The organism is Pseudanabaena biceps PCC 7429, assembly GCF_000332215.1.
GTDB classification, from domain to species: Bacteria; Cyanobacteriota; Cyanobacteriia; order Pseudanabaenales; family Pseudanabaenaceae; genus Pseudanabaena; species Pseudanabaena biceps.
This window is the reverse complement of the sequence record NZ_ALWB01000432.1, coordinates 1-985: the sequence shown is the minus strand read 5'-3', so window position 1 is coordinate 985 and position 985 is coordinate 1. Positions and strand designations below refer to the sequence as shown.

The following is a 985-nucleotide window of genomic DNA, read 5'->3' as shown; positions in this document are numbered from 1 at the left end:
TGAGGGTGGCTTATCCCAGTCAAGTCCATTGCTGTCAATTCGTGCATTCTCAACGTTGGCTTTTGGCATCATTTAGTTTCGGAATTGTGATGCTAGCTTTGGCGATGGATATCTTGGTATTTTCGTGGTCGTATTTAATGTCACTTGCGTCAAAGTTGAGGATATTGGCAACTGTTCCATTTAACTTCACATCTTGATGTGTGCTACCCCATTTGCCATCTTGATATAGAACGGTTAGCTTGCCACTGCCATTGACTTTTACTAGCTCAGAGGAACCAAGATTAACTCCAAAGTCGCCTGTGAACTTGGAGTTATATTTATCCTTTGCGCCACTGATGACTGCTTCAGGTTTGTTGATGTTGACATAGCTACCGAGCGCAATTTGGGTTGCACTGAGCGTGACTTTGTCCCAATCAAGTCCATTACTATCAATTCTCGCATTCTCGACTGTGGCTTTTGCGTCATTTAATTTCGGAATTGTGATGCTAGCTTTTGCAATAGATACCTTGGTATTTTCATGGTCATACTTAATGTCACTTGCGTCAAAGTTGAGGATATTGGCGATCGCGCCATTTAACTTCACATCTTGATGTGTGCTACCCCATTTGCCATCTTGATATAGAACGGTTAGCTTACCACTGCCATTGACTTTTACTAGCTCAGAGGAACCAAGATTAACTCCAAAGTCACCTGTGAACTTAGAGTTATATTTATCCTTTGCGCCACTAATGACTGCTTCAGGTTTGTTGATGTTGACATAGCTACCGAGCGCAATTTGGGTTGCGCTGAGTGTGACTTTGTCCCAGTCAAGTCCATTGCTATCAATTCGTGCATTCTCAACGTTGGCTTTGGCATCATTTAGTTTCGGAATTGTGATGCTAGCTTTGGCGATGGATACCTTGGTATTTTCGTGGTCATATTTAATGTCACTTGCGTCAAAGTTGAGGATATTGGCGATCGCGCCATTTAGCTTCACATCTTGCTG

General features: G+C 42.6%; 1 protein-coding gene. It reads right to left on the bottom strand.

Annotated features, from left to right (window positions below; all coding sequences use genetic code 11):
• Nucleotides 1–49: 49 nt before the first annotated feature.
• The coding region (locus tag PSE7429_RS26490; RefSeq protein WP_009629807.1) for a hypothetical protein at nucleotides 50–985 on the bottom strand (936 nt) is incomplete at its 5' end.